Genomic DNA, 17,499 nt, shown 5'->3' with positions numbered 1-17,499 from the left:
CGAATGCCGGAATTATTGTTTTATGTTTTTTTGGTGTTTCGGTCAGCGCAGGGTAAAGCCGCCTTCCAGGCCGGATTCCGCGTCCGGGGCGACCCACACGCGGAACTCCCCCGGTTCGATCACCGGCTGCATCTGTGCGTTGTGGAACGCCAACTGGCTGGCCTTCAGGGTGAAGTCCACTTCGCGGGATTCGCCGGGGGCGAGGGTGATGCGCTCAAAGCCTTTCAGTTCACGCACCGGCCGCGACACGCTGCCCACCAGATCGCGCACATACAGCTGCGCGGTTTCTGTGGCGGAGACCTTGCCGGCATTGGTGAGGGTGGCGGAAATGGTGAGCTGGCCATCACCGTCCAGCTCGCGACTGCTGAGCACTAGATTGCTGTATTCGAAGGTACTGTAGGTAAGTCCATATCCGAACGGGAATTGCGGTTTGTGTCCGTAGTCCAGCTGGTTGGAGGAGTTGCCCGGCTGGTGCTGGAAAACCTCGCGGCCTATCTTGTCGATACGGGTGTAGTTATCGTCCGTTGCCGGTCGACCGGTGGCCAGGTGGTTGTAGTAAATCGGAATCTGCCCCGCGCCTACCGGCCAGCTGAGCGGGAGCCGGCCAGATGGGGAGGTCTCGCCATAGAGTACATCCGCCAGCGCTGGCCCGGCCATGGTGCCCGGGTGCCAGGCCATCATCACCGCGTCGGCCTGCTCCAGGGTTTGATCCAGTTGCAGCGGGCGGCCCGCCATCAACACCATCGCCAGGGGTTTACCGGTTTTCGCCAGTTCCGCCACCAGCTCGGCCTGGGCACCGGGCAGGCGGATGTCGCCACGGCTGTGGCCTTCGCCGGAGAGGATCGCCTCTTCGCCGCCCACAAATAGAATCACATCGGCTTTCTTCGCGGCTTTGAGCGCGGCCCTGAATCCGCGTGTGCTGATGTCGCGGCTGTAGTCGAGGCCAGCGGCAAACAGGATTTCACCATCGTCACCCACCATGTCGCGCAGGGCTGGCAGGAGGGTGTGGGAGTACTTCTTGTCACCGTTATAGATCCAGGTGCCCAGCTGGTCGTGGGCGGCATCCGCCAGGGGGCCGATCACCGCGACACTCTGCCCTTTCTTCAGCGGCAGTACCTGGTTGTCATTCTTGAGCAGTACGAAAGTTTCCTTGGCGGCGGCTTTGGCGGTGTTCAGGAATTGGTCATTGCGGATGATCTGGTCGCGCTCCGCTTTGGATGTGGCGCGGGGGTAGGGGTGGTTCCACAGGTCCAGGCGCAGCTTGACTCGTAGGATATTGGCTACCGCTGTATCGAGTTGGGCTTCCGAGAATTTCCCTTCATCCATCAGCTGCGGCAGGAACTTCTCGTAGGTATCGGTGTGCATCTCCATATCGATACCGGCGTTGGCGGCGAGGGTGGCCGCGTGTTTGGCATCGCGGGCGAAGCCGTGGGGCACCATCTCCATCACCGCGTTCCAGTCGCTCACCACAAAGCCGTCAAAGCCCCATTCGTCGCGCAGTATCTGTTTGAACAGGAAAGGGCTACCGGTACCGGGCACATCGTTCAGGGTGCTGTAGGTGCTCATGATGCTCTGCATGCCCGCGTCGATACTGGCCTTGAACGGCGGCAGGTAGATATCGCGCAGCAGGCGCTCGGGAATATAGGCACTGTTGTAATCGCGACCGCCCTCGGCAGCACCGTAGCCGGCAAAGTGTTTGCCGCAGGCGGCGAGGCTGGTGGGGTCGGCGAGATTGTCGCTCTGGAAACCTTCGACCATTGCCACGCCCAAGGTAGAGGTCAGATAGGGGTCTTCACCCAGGGTTTCGGCGATACGGCCCCAGCGCGGGTCGCGGCTGATGTCGATCATGGGGGCGAAAGTCCAGCGGATACCGTCGGCACTGGCTTCCTGGGCGGCGACACGTGCACCGTCTTTGATCAGCTGCGGGTTCCAGCTGGCGGCCTGGCCCAGTGGGATCGGGAAGATGGTTTCGTAACCGTGGATGACGTCCTGACCAAACAGCAGCGGAACGCCCAGCGGGCTTTCTTCCACGGCGATGCGTTGCAGCTCCTCAAATGCGTTTTGGTCGACGGAACTGAAATTGACGTTCAGGAATCCACCCACGCGCCCCTCGCGCACCGCCTGTTTGATGACCTTCATATCAGCGGCGCCAAAGGTGCCCCAGTCCCGCAGGGCCAGCTGGCCGATTTTTTCCTGGGTGGACATCTGCGTGAGCAGCTGTTGAATTTGGGACTCGATGGCGTCTTGTTGCTGGCTTTGCGCAACTGCCGTTGGCGCCACGGATTCATTGGCGGCTTGCAAGGGCAGGGTGGTGGCGAGCGAAAGAAGCCCGGCCATAACGCCGACATAAAGGGGATGCTTTTTCATGGTATTCACTCTGGTACTTTTGTCTCTCGGATACTGCTGTGCCGACATCGGTTCGCTTGTACGCTTCCTGATGACTTCCCGTTTTTAAGGGAGACGTAGGAAAAAGGCCCCCACCGCGTAGGGTGGAGGCAAGAGAGACAAGCGAAGATGACGATCGCTTTTTGGGTTAGCGCTTTTTGCGCTTAGATATTGTCGCGGTTAGAAGTTGTAATTACCGCGTACGCCGTAGAAGCGCGGCATGGAAACCGGGCCCTTGATCAGGCCATCGCCGCCACCGGCCCAGTAGGTTTCTCGCTGGTCGGTGAGGTTGTAGACGAAGGCTTCCACATTCCATTTGTTATCCGGCGCTTCCAGCTTGAGAGTGCTGTTCACACTGTGGAATGCCGGGCGCACATCGCTGAACGCATCGGGGGTTTCCGTGGCAAAAGCGTCGTAGTGTTTATCCACGTTCTGGAAGGTGTGGTACGACTTGTCGCGCCAGAAGTAGCTGAGGTGCGGGACAATCGCGAAGCCGTTGTTGAAACGGAAGGTATGGGTGTAGTTCAGCTTGGCACTGAGTTTTGGTGACGCCGCCAGCTCGTTGCCTTTCAGGTTGACCTTCATGGCGTCGTTGTCTGGATTGGTGGCCGCACCGTGATCCACTTCGAACAGGTCGGTGGCGGCGAAATCCCAGTGGTAGATAAAATCGCTGGTGATTTCGGTATCCAGCCAGGTCACGTAACCGTCGAAGCGACCGTTCTCGATCGGCGCCCAGTCAAACTCGATCTCCAGGCCTTTGATGGCGGCGCTGCCGATGTTGGCGGTCTGGAAAACGGTCTGGGTTTCGGTGGTGATTTCGCCAGTCAGTTCACCGCTCTGGTCATCCCGCTCTTCCACGTAATAGGGGAAGATGCCCTTGGCGGAGGCCGCCTGCATATCCTCATAGTCGCTGTAGAAGAGGGTGGCCATCAGGTTCAGGCTGCCATCGAGATAGGTGCCCTTGGTACCTAGCTCGTACGTCGTTACTACCTCCGGATCGTAGGTATTCTGGTGACGCTGCTTGACGATACGATCGCCATTGGCATCCAGGTCGTATTCCGCGGTGAGCGGGTCCTGCTCGTATTGCACAAAGACGTCGCCTATACCGCCGGACTTGAAGCCGTTGGCCACGTAGCCGAACACCATCAGTTCGTCGTTGACGATGTAGTCCAGGCCTACGCGGTAGTTGGTGAAGTCCCAGCTGCCCTTGGTCTGGTTGTCGCTGACGGTGGTGTAAATGGACGGATCGTAGAAGTAGTCTGGGGGCAACTGGTTAAACGCATTGCGGTCCCAGGCCGGGAAACAAGCTTCGCCGGTTTGCGGATTGATGGTGTCACCGTTACAGGTCATGTTGTGGCCGCCCACATCCTGCTTGGTGTCTTCGGTGTAGCGTACACCCAAGGTCAGGTTCAGCTGGTCGGTGACCGCGTAGGTACCCTGGGTGAAAAAGGCCTGGGACTTGAGGGTGCGGTTGGGCTGGTTCCAGTAGTCCGCATTCTGGCCACTGTTGATCCAGCCACCCTGCATGTTGTTGTCTTCTTCAAAATAGAAGGCGCCGGCGATCCACTGCAGCGGGCCGGAACCGGTGGATTGCAGCTGGATCTCGTGGGACTGGGAGGTAAAGGTCGCATCGCGGAAGAAGATGGACATATCCCAGCCGGTGATACCGCGGTCCTGGTCAGAGTGTTGTGAGCGCACCTGCTCGGCCCAGCCTGCGTTGTACACCAGGGCGATTTCGTCAGAGACGTCCCAGCTCATGTTGGAGCGCACCGAGTCGATGCTCAGGTCGAGGAACCCGGGCACACTGACGTTCACGGTGTAGTCATCGGCACCGGGGCCGTACACGCTTTCACAACCCAGCTGGCCGGGCACCGGCACACCGGAGATATTGCCGTCGGCATCGAGATAGTTGCCGTCGCCGTCTTTGCGGATGCGCTTCGCCGCCATGTCACAGTTGAGGGTGTCGGCACCACCGGCGCTGTTATCCTGGAATTGCTCGTAGGCCAGCATCCACGACAGGGACTCGGAGGGTTCCCACAGGGCGCTGACGCGGAAGGCGTACTGGTCGGAATTGTTGTAGAAGTCGGAGGGATCGGCTTTTACCAGCTCCTGCACGTCACCATCTCCCCAGCGTTCGCGCTGGCGCAGGCTGCGGTCTTCGTCGGCACCGGTATAGACCGGAGCGTTCTGGACTTCTTCCGGCAGGTAGCGCACGTCCCACTGGTTGGGGTCGTAATAGCCGTCGAGATAGGAGTCGCGGGTTTCCTGCATAAAGGAGGCGCGCAGGGCGAAGGTTTCGCTCACCGGGATATTGATCATGCCGCGGGTCTGCTGGTGATTCCAGCGGCCGGCCTCGATGCCGACAGACGCATCGAACTCGTTGAAGTCCGGGCGTTTGGAAATGATGTTGACGTTACCCACGGTGGAGTTGCGCCCGAACAGCGTGCCCTGGGGGCCGCGCATGGCTTCCACCCGCTCCACGTCGAACATCAACGCCATGGCGCCCTGGGGGCGGGGTGAGTAAATACCGTCCAGGTGCAGGCCTACGGAAGGATCGCCCAGTTCGGTGATGTTGGTGGAGCGCACGCCGCGCATGGCAACCACCGGGGCAGTCTGGGACGAGTCCATGGAAATCTCCATGTTCGGCACCATCTGCGCCATGTCCTTGACGTTGGTCAGTCCCTCGCGGTCGAGTTTTTCCTGGCTAAAGGCGGTAATGGAAATCGGGGTTTCCATCAGGTTGGTTTCGCGCTTGGTGGCGGTGACGGTCACTTCTTCCAGGGCGGTGGTGGCGTACGCACTCTGAGTTTCTTCTGGCGCGTCTTGTTGCGCCTCTTCTTGAGCAAAGGCGAAGCCGGAGTTCACCAGCGCTATGGAGAGCGCCAGAGGCTTGTGCAGTCTCTTCATCGGTATTCCTCTCATGTTTATTGTTTTCGGTCGCCAATGTGGGCGACGGAGGAAATTTGCCAAATGCCGTGGGGGTGGGCGTCCGGATGCGGTTATTCGAACGCAAAAAACGGGATTTTTTTGGCGTTCGACTATCCTACGTCTACTCGAACGTCTCGTAAATGTCGGAAAATCAATGGCTTAGATGTTTTTCTCGGGTGGGATGGGTGTCGGCGAGAATATCGAAAAAAAGGGCCGCGGGAGGGGTTCCTGCGGCCCAAAAAAGAGCGGATTAAGAGAGAGTTGGTAGCGGCTGGTTAGTTTTCAAACAGCCACAGCTGGTTGTCATTACCGTGATAGGTCCACTGCTGGATATTGCCGCCGGCGCTGGTGGAGCCATCCTGAACATCGAGGGATTTTCCGCTCATGGCGGACAAGATACGGAACTGGTTGCCGGAAACCGGCTCAATGATCCAGTGCTGGTTGTCACCACCGCCGTACTCCCACTGTTGGATATTGGCGCCGTTGCTGGAGGACACATCCTGCACGTCCAGAGCCAGTCCGCTGTAGCTGTTTTCGATCCGGTAGTTGCCGTCGCTGAGCAGGGTGACCTGCCAGGACTGGTTACCCCCCTGAATCACATTGCCGCCGTTGCTGGTGGCATTGTTGGCAACGCCCAGAAACAGGCCACTGGCCAGGTTGCGGATCTGGTATTCGCCATCGGCAATGTCGCCAGATGGCGGTGGGGTGGGGTCCACGGGTTCTTCCTCCCCGCCGTTCACTGCCAGCTCAAACCAGTTGAGATTGAAACCGGGGCCCGCCACCTGCAGGCGCAGAGTCTGGACGCCAGCGCTCAGGCTCGCGGTGGTGGAAACGGACTGCCAGTTCTGCCAGCCACCGGTGTTGGGCAGGCTGGTGTCGGCGACCTGAGTACCACCGGCTAGTAGTCGTAATTGCCCGGTATTGGCGGTGCTGGCAACGCGGTAGGTCAGTGTGTATTCACCACTTTCGGGCAGGTTTACTCGATAATCGAGCCAGTCGCCGCTATCGGTCCAACCGACATTCTGACCGCCGCCATTATCGCTGGTGTCCTCCGTTTGGATACCAGACATGGCGCAGTAGCTCTCTGCTTCGATGCGCTCACTACTCTGCGGATTGGCTGTATCACAGCCGGCAGGAGGTGGGGTGCTGCCACCACTAGTTTTGATGGCATCGTAAAAACCCTGGTGCCAGCTCACGTTGCTCGCGCCGTTGCCGATATGGTTCTGGGCAAAATCGATCATGCCCGCATAGGCGTTGGCCGGCGGTGTGCCGCCATGATTGATGTAGTTCACTACCTGGCTGTAGATGCTGTTGGGGGCAATGGTCCACAGGGTGCGGTCGTGGCTCATCTTCTTGAACGACCATGGGAATTGGCCGGCGATATTGTTGACGGACCAATCGGTGAGCTGGCGGATGATGTCGTTTGTGTCCTCCCCGTATTCCCCAAGGATCATTGGAACGCCCATATTGTTGGTGCGGTCCGCGCGAGGGTACAGGTCCGGGATCCAGCCCGTATTGCCGAATACATAGTGGTGGGTCTGGTATACCAGATTGTCATCCCAGCGAGTGCTGATGCCGGTATTGGTCTGGGTATCGGCATCGGTCCAGTCGATCTTCTGCATATCCGATCCCCACCAGCTGCCCTCGGCGATGATCGCGTGGTTGGTATCAACTTCGCGGATGGCGTCGCGCATGGCGATCAGCGATGGCAGCAGCTCGTACTCGCGCCCTGCCTGGGGCACGGGCTCGTTGATCAGGTCGTAACCCCAGATCACTGGCTCATTTTTGTAGCGGTTGGCAATGTGTCGCCACACCTGGCTGGCAATCTGAACATTGTTGCCATCCCAGAATTTCACCGAATCCCGCGGCTGGCCGGCGTTGGAGTCGATATTATCGCTGTGGTCACCGGGGTTCTGGTAACCGGGGGCGGCGTGCATATCCAGCAGCACATAAATGTCGTGGGTGCGGCAGAAGTCGATCAGGCGGTCGAAGTACCGGAAGCCGTGGTCCGACAATTGCCCGTTTTCCCAGAACAGGTTGTAGTGGAAGGGCACCCGCACGGTGTTGAAGCCGAGACTTTTCAGGTCTGCGATCTCCCGCTCGGTCACGTAATTGAGCCGCCATTGGTGCTCAAACTCCTTCGCCTGTGCCATGCTGCCAAAAGTGTTGGCGAGGCTATTGAGGAACTGGGTATGGGTGCGGTAGTTGAAGTCACCCATCATCAGGTAGCCTTCCCACAGCAGCCAGTTGCCGAGGTTGATACCGTTCAGATGAATGGGATTGCCGTCACCGTCCACAATCTGGGTTCCGTCGGTGTGGACATACTGGGCCTGCGCCTTGTCGGCGGCGGTAAACGAGGACAATAAGACCAGCAGTATCAATAGACTGCCGAGCCTGTTTGCGGAGTTAAATCTCATCATGCTTTCCTTTATTATGCGTTGAGATGTTGAGAGATAAAGGCGAATAAATCGCCATCCGCACCCTAAGAGGGGAGCGCACCCTGCGTCGTTCTGACGGCGTGAAATGTGCGGTATGCGATCAGTCGAACCCGTTCGGCTGCCGCGCGGCATTCAAACGTCCCCGATTCACTGGATAAAAATCATAAAAATGAGCCAGGTTCTGTTTAATTTTCACGATGTCGTTCTGCTGATGACGGCCATGCAGTGCCTATTTTTTGCGGTGCTGCTGCTGGCTACCAATACCAGCAAACAGATAAGTACCTACTTTCTTGCAGCATTCCTTTTTGCCCACGCCTTTATTCCGTTGCACGAACTGGTGCTTTGGGGCGCCGAGTTCAAATTTGCCGTACGCGAGTGGTTGCCGCAGGTGTATTTCCTCGGTGGTTTCGCCTATTACCTGGATGGCATGTTGCTGTTCTTTTGTGTGAAATCCTTGATCTTCCGCGACTTTTCCCTGCGCCCGCGCGATGGAGTGCACCTGCTACCGTTTGTGTTTGCGCTGGTGTATATGAGTGTTGTGTTCTTCCGTTTACCACTGGATGAACGCCTGATTCTGATCAATAGCGAAACCCTAGTGTACGGCTGGCATTACGTGTTGGTGGAGTTTTTGTGCAAGGGGCTGCGTGTGGCTTACTGCCTGTGGTCGCTGCTGTTGATCGTGAAATACACCCAGCGTCTGAAAAGCACCCACTCCAATGTGGAAAAAGTCGACGTGACCTGGATTCGTACCCAGGTGCTCGGGTTTATGCTGGTGATGCTGATGGAGGTGGTGCTGAGCATCGCCAAGATGTTCAGCCTGTATCAGCATTACGACCTGGGGGTGTTCGAGAAGATCGGACTCACCGGGTACTACACCGTATTCGTACTGGTGAACCTGCTGGTGTTTACCGGTGTGCGCTATTTCGCCAGTTTTGAGTCACTACGCGAGCCGGAAAAGCCGCGCAAAGCCGCGGGTGAGCAGGTGTGCAATCCGGCGCTGGCGGAAGAGATTGATCGCAAGATGCACGAAGGCAAGCTCTATCTTCAGCCGGATGTGACCATCGACCTGCTGGCGGAGAGCTTGCAAGTGCCTACCCGGGATCTGTCGATGATTATCAACCGGCACTTCGAGGTGAACTTTTACGAGTTCATCAATCGCTACCGCATTCAGGAAGCCATGCGCCTGCTGCGGAGTGCCGATGGGGAGGGTAAGACGATTACCGATATCTATCTGGAAGTTGGCTTTAACAGCAAGTCGGTTTTCAATACCTTCTTTAAAAAGGCCGCTGGTATGACACCGTCACAGTACCGACGGGCTGATGCGACTCCCCTGGGGGCTTAGGGTTCAGCGGGAATAGAGGAAGAGGCGAGCGCCCATCAGCCCTGATGGGCGGTTATAATCTGCGCTTTCCTCTTTTACTGGCCCCTTCTTTACTGGCCCCTTTTTTACCGGACCCCTCGTAAGCCCCATGTCTGAATTGTCCTCCAAGCTCACCGAACTGCTGCGCAGCAGTTTGCTGCGTCACCCCTCTGCGGGGAAGCTGTGGCTGGGGTATTCCGGTGGGCTGGACTCCGCGGTGCTATTGCATCTGTTGGCGCGCGCCGGGATCCCGGTCACAGCGCTGTATATTCATCATGGATTGAGCGAGCGGGCGGCGGAGTGGCAAGTCCACTGTGAATCGCAGGCGCTGAAGCTCGGTGTTGCTTTTGTTTCCCGCGAAGTGCGTGTGGATCGGTCAGATGGCGGTCTGGAGCAGGGCGCGCGGAACGCCCGCTACCTGGCATTCGAGCAGTGTATGGCGCCGGGCGACCAGATCCTGTTGGCCCATCATGGCGATGATCAGGCGGAGACCTTTTTTTTACGATTATTGCGTGGCGCTGGAGTACTCGGGCTTGGCGCAATGCCCGAGTGTCGCCCTGTTGGGCGTAAGCGTGATGGCAGGAGCCTGTTGCGGCCTTTGTTGAGGGCAACTCGGTCGGAACTGGAGTCTTACGCCCGCGAGCACGAGCTGGCCTGGGTTGAGGACGAGAGCAACGCGGATCTCTCGATCGACCGAAACTACCTTCGCAGTCAGGTGCTTTCTTCTTTGACGGAACGTTGGCCGCTGCAGGTTCGGGTGGAACAGGCGTCAGAGAATCTGCGCGAAGCGGCAGACCTGTTAAATGAACTGGCAAGTGAAGACCTGCAGCGGTGTGGGTGCCGGCAGGAGCGATTTGGCCACAGTATTGATCTGGTTAACTTCTCTGTGCTTACCAAGGCGCGTCGCAAGAACTTACTGCGCGGTTGGTTGGGGCGAGTAGGTTCCGTAATGCCGGAAGCCGCACATCTGGATCAGGCGCTGCGGCAGGCAGAAGCCGCCGATGATGCCGTGCCTGAAGTAACCCTGGGTGAGCGGGTATTGCGCCGCTATCGCGATCGCTTGTTTCTCACACCACAATTGCAGCCTCTCAACGGGTTTGATGGGGGTGAGGCCAAGTGGAATGGGAAGTGGAATGGCCAGTGGGATGGATCTGGCGAACTGATATTACCGGGGAGCTGGGCGCTGGCACCCAGCCAGGGTTGGCCTGTGGCCGACTACCAGGTCCGCTTCCGTGTCGGTGGCGAACGGGCCAAACCGCGAGAGCGTCATCACTCCCAGACCCTGAAAAAGCTGCTTCAGGAGTATGGTCTTCCTCCCTGGCTGCGGGACCGGGTACCGCTGGTCTACCGGGGCGAGGCCCTGGTGGCAGTGGGCGATCTCTTCACTACACCGGATGGGCCGTCACAGCCGCCAATCTGGCGGTTTTTAGATTGAGCAGAAAACTGCTTTCTGGTAGTCTGGCGTCCCATCTCAAAGGCACTAGGAAGCGCGACTTCGCGCCCCTGAGCCAGTCCCGCACGCCCGTACTCGTCGGGCATTCAACTGACCAAGGTTTTGCATGACGCGCTATATATTTGTCACTGGCGGCGTGGTTTCCTCATTGGGGAAAGGTATCGCCTCCGCTTCTCTGGCCGCAATCCTCGAAGCCCGTGGCCTCAAAGTCACGATTCTGAAGCTTGACCCTTATATCAACGTTGACCCGGGCACCATGAGCCCCTTCCAGCACGGCGAGGTCTATGTGACCGAAGATGGCGCCGAGACGGATCTGGACCTGGGCCACTATGAGCGCTTCATCCGTACGCGCATGTCCAAGCGCAACAACTTCACCACCGGCCGCGTCTACGAGACCGTACTGCGCAAAGAGCGTCGTGGTGATTACCTGGGCGGTACCGTTCAGGTTATTCCGCATATCACCGACGAGATCAAGCGTCGTGTGATCGAAGGCGGCCGCGATGTGGACGTCGCCATCGTCGAGATCGGCGGCACCGTGGGTGACATCGAATCCCAACCGTTCCTGGAATCCGTACGCCAATTGCGTGTGGAGATGGGCACCAATCGCGCCCTGCTTATTCACCTGAGCTATGTGCCTTACCTGGGCACTGCCGGTGAAACGAAAACCAAGCCCACCCAGCACTCGGTAAAAGAGCTGCGCTCCATTGGCTTGCAGCCGGACATCCTGTTGTGCCGTTCCGAACGCGCCATTGATGATGATTCCCGCCGCAAGATTGCGTTGTTCACCAACGTCGAAGAGCGTGCGGTAGTGCCGCTGCCCGATGCCAAAACCATCTACGGCGTGCCGCGCATGCTGCACGGCTACGGTCTCGATGCCATTGTGGTGGAAAAGCTGCAGCTGGAGTGTGAAGCCCCGGACCTGTCTGAATGGGATGCGGTGGTTGATGGCAAGCTGAACCCGCAGCACGAAATCAAGATTGCCATGGTCGGCAAGTACATGGAGCTGCTGGACGCCTACAAATCCCTGATTGAATCCCTGGTGCACGCGGGCATCAAGAACCGCACCAAGGTCAATATTGATTACATCAACGCCGAAGATGTGGAAGGCGAGAATGGCCTCGACCTGATCAAGGGTGCCGATGCCATTCTGGTTCCTGGCGGTTTCGGTGAACGCGGCTTGGAAGGCAAGCTGGAATCGGTGCGCTACGCCCGTGAAAACAATATCCCCTTCCTGGGCATCTGCCTGGGCCTGCAGTCTGTCGTGATCGAATACGCGCGCAACGTATTGGGACTCGAGGGTGCCAACAGCACCGAGTTCAACGCCAAGACCCCACACCCGGTCATCGGTCTGATTACCGAGTGGATCGACAGTGAAGGCAATATCGAGAAGCGCGATGAAAAATCCGATCTCGGCGGCACCATGCGCCTTGGTGGTCAGGAGTGTCGACTGGCGAAAGACTCCAAAGCCCGGGAAATTTACGGTAAAGACGTCATCGTAGAGCGCCACCGCCATCGCTACGAAGTCAACAACAACTACGTTGACCGCCTGCAGCAGGCCGGCCTGAAAATTGGTGGCTGGTCAGCGGACGACACCCTGGTGGAAATGGTTGAACTGCCCGAGCACAACTGGTTTGTGGCCTGTCAGTTCCACCCGGAATTCACCTCCACCCCGCGTGACGGCCACCCTCTGTTTGAAAGCTTCGTGGCGGCGGCGCTGGCTCACAAGAAATCGTAACGTACAGATAGCGACAAGCGAGCTGTTAAGTTGCAAATAGAGTGGGCGGCAAGCGCGTGTGACCAAGCAGCGCCTGCCGCTCACTTGAATAAATGATTTGACGCGATGACCAGAGGCAATCTGGCTCAGGATGAGAAAGAATGAAAACAATCGCAGTGGGTAACCTGCAGGTTGCCAACGACAGACCGTTCACCCTGTTTGGCGGCATGAACGTGTTGGAATCCCGCGACATGGCCATGAAAGTGGCTGAGCACTATGTCAATGTGACCGATAAACTCGGTATTCCCTACGTTTTCAAAGCCTCTTTCGACAAAGCCAACCGCTCCTCGATCCACTCCTACCGCGGTCCGGGTATGGAAGAGGGATTGAAAATTTTTGAAGAAATCAAAAAAACCTTCGGCGTCCCCCTGATCACCGACGTGCATGAGCCACACCAGGCCGCGCCCGTGGCCGAAGTGGTAGATGTGATCCAGCTGCCCGCATTCCTCGCCCGCCAGACCGACCTGGTTGCCGCTATGGCCGCCACCGGTGCGGTAATCAACGTGAAAAAGCCGCAGTTCATGAGCCCGCCGCAGATGAAAAATGTGGTGGAGAAGTTCGCGGAAGGTGGTAACGAAAAGATCATCCTGTGCGAGCGCGGTGCCTGCTTCGGCTACGACAACCTCGTCGTGGATATGCTCGGCTTCCGCACCATGATCGATTCCACTGGCGGTGCCCCGCTGATCTTCGACGTGACCCACTCGCTGCAGATGCGCGACCCCGGTGGCGCCGCTTCCGGAGGCCGCCGCTCCCAGGTGACAGAGCTCGGACGTGCCGGCCTGGCGATCGGCATCGCCGGCCTATTCCTGGAAGCGCACCCGAACCCGGAAAAAGCCCTGTGCGATGGCCCCAGTGCATTGCCGCTGGAAAAACTGGAGCCGTTCCTGGCACAGATGAAAGCCGTCGACGACCTGGTGAAGAATTTCGAACCGCTGGATACCAAGTAAGCAGCGATTCAATAATCATTAATCGAGTACCGAATAACTAAAACGAGTGGCCCCCACAAGGCGGCCTCCAAGTCCAAACCTCACAGAAATATTATTTCCTAATTTAACAAGGAGCCCGTTGTAGAAATGAGCAAGATTGTTGCTGTAAAAGCGTTTGAAGTTTTAGATTCCCGCGGTAACCCCACCGTTAATGCCGATGTCATCCTGGAATGCGGCGCGGTAGGTTCTGCCTGCGCACCCTCTGGCGCTTCCACCGGTTCCCGCGAAGCCCTCGAGCTGCGCGACGGCGACAAAAGCCGTTACCTGGGTAAAGGCGTACTGAAAGCGGTTGAAAACATCAACGGCGAAATCGCCAGTCTGCTGGTAGGCAAAGACGCTACCGATCAACGGGCACTCGACCAGGTCATGATCGACGCCGACGGCACCGAGAACAAATCCAAGCTGGGCGCCAACGCCATCCTGGCTGTCTCCCTCGCCGCCGCCAAAGCTGCCGCCATCTCCAAGGGCGTCCCCCTGTACCAGCACATTGCCGAAGTAAACGGCACCCCTGGCCAGTACACCCTGCCGGTGCCGATGATGAACATCATCAATGGTGGTGAGCACGCCGACAACAACGTCGACATCCAGGAATTCATGATTCAGCCGGTGAAAGCCAAAACCTTCGCCGAAGCCCTGCGTCAGGGTGCTGAAATCTTCCACGCCCTGAAAAAAGTCCTGTCTTCCCAGGGCCTGAACACCGCCGTAGGTGACGAAGGTGGCTTCGCCCCCAACCTGCCGTCCAACGAAGGTGCCTTGAAGGTAATCGCTGAAGCTGTCGAAGCCGCCGGTTACAAACTGGGCGACGACATCACCCTCGCCCTGGACTGCGCCTCTTCCGAATTCTACAAAGACGGCAAGTACAACCTGTCTGGCGAAGGCAAAGAATTCGACAGCGAAGGCTTCGCGTCCTACCTGCAGGAACTTTCTGAAAACTACCCGATCATCTCCATCGAAGACGGCATGGACGAGAGCGACTGGGACGGCTGGAAAATTCTGACCGACAAAATCGGCAAGAAAGTACAGCTGGTCGGCGACGACCTGTTCGTCACCAACACCAAGATCCTGAAAGAAGGCATCGAAAAAGGCGTTGGCAACTCCATCCTGATCAAGTTCAACCAGATCGGCTCTTTGTCCGAAACCCTGGACGCGATCAAAATGGCCAAAGACGCTGGCTTCACCGCGGTTATCTCCCACCGCTCCGGTGAAACCGAAGACACCACCATCGCCGACCTGGCCGTTGCCACCGCTGCTGGCCAGATCAAAACCGGCTCCCTGTGCCGCTCCGACCGCGTAGCCAAGTACAACCGTCTGCTGCGCATCGAAGCCGAGCTGGAAGGCCAAGCGCCTTACCGCGGCATTGCTGAGTTCAAGTAAGAACTGAAGCCCGGTAAACTGGCTAGATCTTGCATCGAAGCTCGATTTTACGCGCTTTGATGCGAAGGCTTCGCCGCCGGAAGTTGTTTGCGAGACCGTCTGCGGCCAGGACGGCCGCAGCCGAGCCCCCATGGATGGGTTTACGGCGTGTCTCGCAAACAACTTCCGGCGGCGGAGCCGCCACAAGATCCGAAAACATCGGACCACTTTAGCCAGAAGAGAACGCAATAGATGAAATGGCTGCTGGCAATCCTCACCGTAATGCTGCTGGTCACCCAATACCGACTTTGGGTGGGCGAGGGCAGTTTTGCAGAAGTGACCCGACTGGAACGCCAACTCGGCGAACAGCAGCAGAAAAACGCCGCGCTTGAGCGTGAAAACCGCCAACTGCTGCGCGAAGTCCGAAGCCTCAAACAGGGCACCGACGGCGTAGAAGCCAAAGCCCGTTACGATCTCGGCCTTATCAAAGAAGGCGAAACCCTCTTTATTTTTCTCGACCCCGACAAAAAAGCACCATCGCGAGAAAAACAATGACCGCCACCGAATACAGCGCCCCCGAAGTTATCGGGACGCCCTATTGGGTCATAGTACCCGCCGCCGGCTCCGGCAAACGTATGGGTGCCGATAAACCCAAGCAATACCTGCCACTCAACGGCAAACCCCTTATCGCCCACACACTGGAAAATATTCTTAGCTGGCCTGGTCTGGCCGGCATCATCGTCGCCATCGCCGCCGACGACCAGGAATTCCAGACCCTGACCCAGGCCCGCGATGCAAAAATCCAAATCGTCATCGGCGGCAAAGAGCGTGCAGACTCCGTACTCGCAGGCCTCGACTACCTGATCGGAAAGGTTCCGCCAGAAACACCCATACTGGTGCACGACGCCGCGCGCCCCCTGGTAAGCGTCAGCGATATTCAAAAACTCCTCAACGCTGACCCCATAGCACTACTCGCCCAGCCCGCCAGCGACACCGTAAAACAGGCCGGGCAACAGATTGGGAATAAGGGGAGCGGACAGGGCAAAGTACTGGTATCCCAGACCCTGCCGCGAGAACAGATCTGGCTCGCCCAGACCCCACAAAAAGCGCCGCTGCAACTATTGCACGAGTGCCTGCGCCAGGGCCTCACACAAACACCGCAGGCCATCACCGATGAAGCCAGTGCACTGGAACTGGCCGGGTATCAGCCGGAACTCGTTGCCGCTTGCCGCAGTAACTTTAAAGTCACTCACCCGGCGGACCTGATCCTCGCCGAGGCACTGCTGCGGCACCCATCAGAGCAATTTCAGACAGGAACACCTTCATGAGTCTCAGAATCGGCCAGGGCATTGATGTCCACGCCTTCGGCCCCGGTGATCACGTCGTCCTCGGTGGCGTCACCATTCCCTACGAACAGGGGCTGGTCGCCCACTCCGATGGTGACGTACTCCTGCACGCGCTGGCCGATGCCTTGCTCGGCGCGCTGGCCCTAGGGGATATCGGCAAGCATTTTCCTGATACCGATGCTGTCTACGCCGGTGCCGACAGTCGCGCGCTGCTGCGCCACGTGATCGGGCTGATTCACGAACGCGGCTATCGCCTGGTCAACGCCGATACCACCCTGATTGCCCAGGCCCCGAAGATGGCCCCGCATATTGTCGCCATGCGTGAAAATATCGCTGCCGACTGCCAGGTAGTGGCCGATGCCATCAGCGTCAAAGCCACTACCAGTGAGAAACTCGGCTTCACTGGCCGCAAAGAAGGTATCGCCGCACAGGCGGTCGTACTACTGGAATCGCTCCGTGACTGAACCTGGTAAAGAAAGCCCAAACGAAAACTGGAATCTGGACTGGCCCCGGGCCCTCGGTGGCAGTGCCATTGCGGGCGACTTCCGTTGCGAGCCGGAAGATTTTGTCGTCGACGAATTGGCCGCTCCGCAGGCGGGGGAGGGGGAGCATGTCTATCTCCTGATCCGTAAGCGCGGCGCGAACACTGGTTATGTGGCGCAGCAGCTGGCACAACTGGCAGGCGTACAAAGCAACGACGCTGGGTACTACGGGCTCAAGGATCGCCACGCCGTGACCACCCAATGGTTCAGTGTATGGCTGGCGCAAAAGCCGGAACCGGATTGGGCGCAGATCCAGAATGATGAAATACAGGTTCTCCAGCATTTTCGCGGGCCGCGCAAATTGCGCCGGGGCGAACATATTGGCAATCGCTTCCGGATTTGCCTGCGCAATGTCAGCGGTGACCGGGAAGCGGCCGAGCAGGTATTGCAGCAGATACCCCGGGGTGTACCCAACTATTTTGGTGAACAGCGTTTTGGCCACAGCGGCGGTAACCTGGACCTGGTAGAAAGGTTCGTTGCCGATGAAGCGGCGGGGAAACGTCGGAAAGTTAACCGCAATCAAAAGGCGTTCGCCATGTCGGCAGGGCGCAGCTGGCTGTTCAATCATGTGTTGGCAGCCCGGGTAGAACAGGGCAATTGGCAGCAGGTGCTCGAAGGGGAGCCCGAGACCGCGGCGACAGGCCCGCTCTGGGGCCGAGGGCGCAATCCAGCCACCGCCGCCCAATTGGCGCTCGAGGATGCGGCAATGGCGCAGTGGAAACCCTGGTGTGACTGGCTGGAGCACTGCGGTCTCAGCCAGGAGCGGCGCCCGCTGGTATTGGTGCCCGAAGGCTTTCGCCATCAGTGGCAGGACGATCAACTGATCCTGGAATTTGCCCTGCCGCCGGGTGCGTTTGCCACTGCGGTAGTGCGGGAGCTTGCGGAGCTGGCCAATCTGTCGGCTCCCACAATAAAATAAACGACAACAAAAATG

At 58.2% G+C, this 17,499-nt stretch carries 12 protein-coding genes; 9 read left to right on the top strand and 3 right to left on the bottom strand.

The window, feature by feature from the left end; genetic code table 11:
• Positions 1-42: 42 nt before the first annotated feature.
• From M0G74_RS10200 to M0G74_RS10190, 3 genes are all read right to left on the bottom strand, one after another.
• Positions 43-2,367: a glycoside hydrolase family 3 N-terminal domain-containing protein gene (locus M0G74_RS10200; RefSeq protein ID WP_248216470.1), complete on the bottom strand. Its 2,325-nt coding sequence runs from the start codon at positions 2,365-2,367 to the stop codon at positions 43-45.
• A 198-nt stretch (positions 2,368-2,565) separates the two neighbouring features.
• Positions 2,566-5,292 (bottom strand): TonB-dependent receptor, encoded by a 2,727-nt coding sequence (locus tag M0G74_RS10195; RefSeq protein ID WP_160154059.1) that lies wholly within the window; start codon positions 5,290-5,292, stop codon positions 2,566-2,568.
• Between the two features lie 296 nt (positions 5,293-5,588).
• On the bottom strand, positions 5,589-7,730 hold the full coding sequence (locus M0G74_RS10190; RefSeq protein WP_248216469.1) for a carbohydrate-binding protein: 2,142 nt from the start codon (positions 7,728-7,730) through the stop codon (positions 5,589-5,591).
• Positions 7,731-7,920: 190 nt separating this feature from the next.
• On the opposite strand from M0G74_RS10190, the gene M0G74_RS10185 reads away from it, so the two are divergent.
• The 9 genes from M0G74_RS10185 to M0G74_RS10145 all read left to right on the top strand — a co-directional run bounded on the left by M0G74_RS10185 (position 7,921) and on the right by M0G74_RS10145 (position 17,484).
• Positions 7,921-9,093 carry a helix-turn-helix domain-containing protein gene (locus tag M0G74_RS10185; RefSeq protein WP_248216468.1) on the top strand — a complete coding sequence of 391 codons (1,173 nt, stop codon included), beginning with the start codon at positions 7,921-7,923 and terminating at the stop codon, positions 9,091-9,093.
• A gap of 127 nt (positions 9,094-9,220) precedes the next feature.
• Positions 9,221-10,546, top strand: coding sequence for a tRNA lysidine(34) synthetase TilS (tilS, locus tag M0G74_RS10180; RefSeq protein ID WP_248216467.1), 1,326 nt, complete (start codon positions 9,221-9,223; stop codon positions 10,544-10,546).
• A gap of 124 nt (positions 10,547-10,670) precedes the next feature.
• Positions 10,671-12,299 (top strand): CTP synthase, encoded by a 1,629-nt coding sequence (locus tag M0G74_RS10175; RefSeq protein ID WP_160154055.1) that lies wholly within the window; start codon positions 10,671-10,673, stop codon positions 12,297-12,299.
• Between the two features lie 140 nt (positions 12,300-12,439).
• A complete protein-coding gene (gene kdsA, locus M0G74_RS10170; protein ID WP_160154054.1) occupies positions 12,440-13,285 on the top strand; it encodes a 3-deoxy-8-phosphooctulonate synthase in 846 nt (281 codons plus the stop codon).
• Between the two features lie 126 nt (positions 13,286-13,411).
• Positions 13,412-14,698 carry a phosphopyruvate hydratase gene (eno, locus tag M0G74_RS10165; RefSeq protein ID WP_248216466.1) on the top strand — a complete coding sequence of 429 codons (1,287 nt, stop codon included), beginning with the start codon at positions 13,412-13,414 and terminating at the stop codon, positions 14,696-14,698.
• A 231-nt stretch (positions 14,699-14,929) separates the two neighbouring features.
• Complete coding sequence (locus M0G74_RS10160; protein WP_248216465.1) at positions 14,930-15,232, top strand: septum formation initiator family protein; 303 nt, start codon at positions 14,930-14,932, stop codon at positions 15,230-15,232.
• Positions 15,229-16,005 (top strand): 2-C-methyl-D-erythritol 4-phosphate cytidylyltransferase, encoded by a 777-nt coding sequence (ispD, locus tag M0G74_RS10155; RefSeq protein WP_248216464.1) that lies wholly within the window; start codon positions 15,229-15,231, stop codon positions 16,003-16,005. The genes M0G74_RS10160 and ispD overlap by 4 nt, the downstream gene beginning before the upstream one ends.
• Complete coding sequence (gene ispF / locus M0G74_RS10150) at positions 16,002-16,487, top strand: 2-C-methyl-D-erythritol 2,4-cyclodiphosphate synthase (protein WP_248216463.1); 486 nt, start codon at positions 16,002-16,004, stop codon at positions 16,485-16,487. Before ispD ends, ispF begins: the two co-directional genes overlap by 4 nt.
• Entirely contained in the window at positions 16,480-17,484 is a 1,005-nt protein-coding gene (locus M0G74_RS10145) for a tRNA pseudouridine(13) synthase TruD (protein WP_248216462.1), read from the top strand. The genes ispF and M0G74_RS10145 overlap by 8 nt, the downstream gene beginning before the upstream one ends.
• Positions 17,485-17,499: the final 15 nt, after the last annotated feature.

It is taken from the genome of Microbulbifer sp. CAU 1566 (assembly GCF_023156515.1).
GTDB lineage: Bacteria > Pseudomonadota > Gammaproteobacteria > Pseudomonadales > Cellvibrionaceae > Microbulbifer.
This window is presented reverse-complemented; position numbering and strand designations above follow the sequence as displayed.

Coding starts and splice junctions, on each gene's coding strand:
- eno (WP_248216466.1), top strand. CDS start 13,412: ATGAGCAAGATTGTTGCTGTAAAAGCGTTTGAAGTTTTAGATTCCCGC.
- ispD (WP_248216464.1), top strand. CDS start 15,229: ATGACCGCCACCGAATACAGCGCCCCCGAAGTTATCGGGACGCCCTAT.
- M0G74_RS10190 (WP_248216469.1), bottom strand. CDS start 7,730: ATGAGATTTAACTCCGCAAACAGGCTCGGCAGTCTATTGATACTGCTG.
- tilS (WP_248216467.1), top strand. CDS start 9,221: ATGTCTGAATTGTCCTCCAAGCTCACCGAACTGCTGCGCAGCAGTTTG.
- M0G74_RS10185 (WP_248216468.1), top strand. CDS start 7,921: ATGAGCCAGGTTCTGTTTAATTTTCACGATGTCGTTCTGCTGATGACG.
- M0G74_RS10160 (WP_248216465.1), top strand. CDS start 14,930: ATGAAATGGCTGCTGGCAATCCTCACCGTAATGCTGCTGGTCACCCAA.
- ispF (WP_248216463.1), top strand. CDS start 16,002: ATGAGTCTCAGAATCGGCCAGGGCATTGATGTCCACGCCTTCGGCCCC.
- kdsA (WP_160154054.1), top strand. CDS start 12,440: ATGAAAACAATCGCAGTGGGTAACCTGCAGGTTGCCAACGACAGACCG.
- M0G74_RS10175 (WP_160154055.1), top strand. CDS start 10,671: ATGACGCGCTATATATTTGTCACTGGCGGCGTGGTTTCCTCATTGGGG.
- M0G74_RS10195 (WP_160154059.1), bottom strand. CDS start 5,292: ATGAAGAGACTGCACAAGCCTCTGGCGCTCTCCATAGCGCTGGTGAAC.
- M0G74_RS10200 (WP_248216470.1), bottom strand. CDS start 2,367: ATGAAAAAGCATCCCCTTTATGTCGGCGTTATGGCCGGGCTTCTTTCG.